This is a genomic window from Myxococcus sp. AB025B (genome assembly GCF_006518215.1).
Taxonomy (GTDB): domain Bacteria; phylum Myxococcota; class Myxococcia; order Myxococcales; family Myxococcaceae; genus Myxococcus; species Myxococcus fulvus.
The window spans coordinates 1-3,070 of the sequence record NZ_SRLW01000544.1 but is presented as its reverse complement, the minus strand read 5'-3'; the positions used below and the strand labels follow the sequence as shown (position 1 = coordinate 3,070).

Below are 3,070 nucleotides of genomic sequence, written 5' to 3'. Positions count from 1 at the left end.
CGTCTTCGCCAGCACCTTCGTGATGGCCGCCGTCAGCGACGTCTTGCCGTGGTCCACGTGTCCGATCGTGCCGATGTTCACGTGGGGCTTGTTACGCTCGAACTTCTCCTTGGCCATGACACTCCTCTAAAAAATGGAGCCCTGAACCAGGATTGAACTGGTGACCTCATCCTTACCAAGGATGCGCTCTGCCAACTGAGCTATCAGGGCTTGGCGATGCTATGAACTACAACGTTTGGAGCGGGAAATGGGATTCGAACCCACGACATTCAGCTTGGAAGGCTGACGCTCTACCAACTGAGCTATTCCCGCAATGCCGAGTGGAGGGAGATGGATTCGAACCATCGAAGGCGTAGAGCCGGCAGATTTACAGTCTGCTCCCTTTGGCCGCTTGGGTATCCCTCCAGAATTTTGAACCACCGACTTCAACTGCCCCCCGCACTGCTCGTCCCGGGCCCTCATCCGCGGCCCCGTCCTGCTTGGCCGGCGGCGGGACTTGAACCCGCGACCTACTGATTACAAATCAGTTGCTCTACCGACTGAGCTACACCGGCACTCATCGGCTCCTGCCCTACCCCACCTGCACCGAAGCCGTCAACCACCCGACTCCGATGTGCGAGGCGCGCCCTTTTAGAAGTCCCCATCACCCAAGTCAAGGAGATTGATCCCGGGTTCAGACCGACTAACGGGAGGAGCTGCTCCCCCGCTGGCGGGCGACCTCGTATAGCAGAATGCCGGCCGAAACGGACGCATTGAGTGAACCGACCTGACCCGCCATGGGAATCCGCAGGCGGTGGTCGCAGTGCTTGAGCACACCCTCCCTCACCCCTCCCCCCTCGGCGCCCACGACGAGGGCCAGGGGCCCGTCCAGCCGGGCGCTCCACATGGGCTCGGTCGCGTCCACGTCGGCCGCAGCCACCCAGAGCCCCGCCTCCTTCAGCTGATCCAGGGCGCGCGAGATGTTCACCACGCGGGCGATGAGGCAGTGCTCCACCGCTCCGGCGGAGGCCTTGGCCACCGTCCCCGTCACCTGGACGGCCCGGTCCTTGGCGATGACCACCCCATGCGCCCCGAGCGCATGGGCCGACCGGATGATGGCCCCCAGGTTGTGAGGATCCTGGATGCCGTCGAGCACCACCACGAGCGCGGGCCGCTTGCTGACCTGGGCCGCGTCGAGGAGGTCCTCGAGCTCCGCGTACTTGAAGCCCCTGAGCTCCAGCACCACGCCCTGGTGCACGCCACCGTCGGCCATGACCGCCAGCCGCTCGCGCGTCACCTTCTCGACACGGACGCCCGCATCCCGGGCGCGGCTGAGCAGCTCCCCCGCGGCCTTGGCCGCGAGCTGTCCCTCCACGATGAACAACCGCTCGACCTCATCCGGCCGGGCCCGCAGGGCCTCGAGGACCGGATTCACCCCATAGACGTGGCGCGCGGAGGAATCTCCCCCCTCGCGCTCGCCTCGACCACCTCGGGAGGAACGCTCACGCATGGGGACTAGAGGACCTCGACAGGGACGGAGAGGGTCTTCTGCTGACGGGCGCAGATCTTCTCCGTGCAGATGAAGAAGACGAGCTTGGCGTCCACCGAGCCCTTGCCCGCGGCGGCCGCGGTGAAGGGGACCTCGAAGCGGGGGTCGGCGAACTCCTGACCCGCGGCCTTCTTGGAGACCGAGTCCTCGCGGCCCAGCTTCTCCTTGGCCACGGTGAGCTGGGTGCCCTTCACGTCCAGCTTCAGCGGGGCCTCCTCGGAGACATGCGCGCCGGACTTCGTCTTCACCGAGACCACGAACACGCCCTTCTCTCCCGCCTTCACCTGGGAGGAGGAGCCGTCGGTGGACACGTCATAGAGGCTGGCGGGGTCCACCTCGTTCGCGGACGCCGGGGCCGCCCAGACGCAGGCCACCAGCAGGGCGGCGACGGAGGTGACGCTTCGGATGTGCGACATGGCTGGGTCTCCTGGATGCGGGGGTTGCGTATCACGCCTCGACGTGAGGTGCCGGGATTCTGTTCACGCGCCCTCCGAGCCGCTCCGCGGCGCACGGCTCGCGCGCTTCTTGCGCGGTGATGGGACGAGGGCACTCGCGAGCGGGCTCGGTGGGAGCAGGTCCGGCATCGACACAGGCTCCGCGCCCGCGACCAGCTCCTCGGCCCGGATGATGATGGGGGTGGCCAGGTCCATGCCCGTCACCGCCTCCATCTCCGGCAGCGCGGGAGAGCTGTTCACCTCGAAGACCTTGGACTGGCCCTGGACGTCCAGGAGGTCCACGGCCGCGACCTCCAGGCCCACCAGCCGGGTGGCCTTCTCCGCCGTGGCCCGCTGCCCCGGGGACAGGTCCATCTCCTCCAGACGCGCGCCCTTGATGAGCGTGTGGGCGAGCCGGCCCGGGCGAGGACGCCTGCGGACGGCCGCGATCGCCTTGCCGCCCACCACCAGCACGCGCACATCCTGGCTGGTGCTCTTCACGTACTCCTGCATCACCAGGTTGTGCCCCAGGCCCAGCACCGCCTCGAGCGCGGCCTCCAGGGACTGGAGGCTCTCGCACACCATCACCCCGTGCTTCTCCTGCCCCTGCAGCAGCTTCACCAGGACGGGGACACCGCCCACCAGGCCCACCATCTCCTTGAGCTGGGCGGCGTCGCGCGCCATCACCGTGGCGGGGATGTCGATGCCATGCGCGGACAACAGCTGCAGCGAGCGCATCTTGCTGCGCGACTGCGCGATGGCCTGCGCGTGGTTCACCAGCGGCACGCCGTGGAGCGCGAACTGGTTCACCACCGCCAGGCCATAGGTGTTGATGGACTGGGCGATGCGCGGCAGCACCACGTCCGTGGGCGCCAGCTTCTTGCGGTCGTAATAGAGGGTGGCGCTTCCCCCTCCATCCAGGTGCATCTGCACCCGGAGAGGGTTGAGAACGCGGAGCTGATGCCCCCTCGCGCGCCCCGCCTCGACAAGACGTCGGGTGGACGGAATGGAAGCGGAGCGCGAGAGAAGGGTGACTTTCATGGGCAGGGGCGGCAACCGGGCCGGAGGCGGACGGGACCTATAATCCCCACCACCCCCGGGGTAAAGC

General features: G+C 67.4%; 4 protein-coding genes and 4 tRNA genes. All 8 read right to left on the bottom strand.

The annotated features are described in order from the left end of the window. On the bottom strand, window positions 1-117 hold a 117-nt coding region (locus tag FL311_RS42330), incomplete at its 3' end, for a GTP-binding protein (RefSeq protein ID WP_228556770.1). 17 nt (window positions 118-134) lie between these two features. After that, window positions 135-210, bottom strand: a tRNA-Thr gene (locus FL311_RS42325). Window positions 211-236: 26 nt separating this feature from the next. Continuing rightward, window positions 237-312 (bottom strand) — tRNA-Gly (locus FL311_RS42320). A 9-nt stretch (window positions 313-321) separates the two neighbouring features. Then, a tRNA-Tyr gene (locus tag FL311_RS42315) sits at window positions 322-405 on the bottom strand. A 76-nt stretch (window positions 406-481) separates the two neighbouring features. Continuing rightward, window positions 482-554 (bottom strand) — tRNA-Thr (locus FL311_RS42310). Window positions 555-682: 128 nt separating this feature from the next. After that, window positions 683-1,489, bottom strand: coding sequence for a 23S rRNA (guanosine(2251)-2'-O)-methyltransferase RlmB (rlmB, locus tag FL311_RS42305; protein ID WP_141333274.1), 807 nt, complete (start codon window positions 1,487-1,489; stop codon window positions 683-685). Window positions 1,490-1,494: 5 nt separating this feature from the next. Then, the gene (locus FL311_RS42300; protein WP_141333273.1) at window positions 1,495-1,944 is read right to left on the bottom strand and encodes a hypothetical protein; all 450 of its coding nucleotides are present in this window, start codon (window positions 1,942-1,944) and stop codon (window positions 1,495-1,497) included. Between the two features lie 63 nt (window positions 1,945-2,007). Then, window positions 2,008-3,003 carry a RimK family alpha-L-glutamate ligase gene (locus FL311_RS42295; RefSeq protein ID WP_141333272.1) on the bottom strand — a complete coding sequence of 332 codons (996 nt, stop codon included), beginning with the start codon at window positions 3,001-3,003 and terminating at the stop codon, window positions 2,008-2,010. Window positions 3,004-3,070 lie beyond the last annotated feature (67 nt).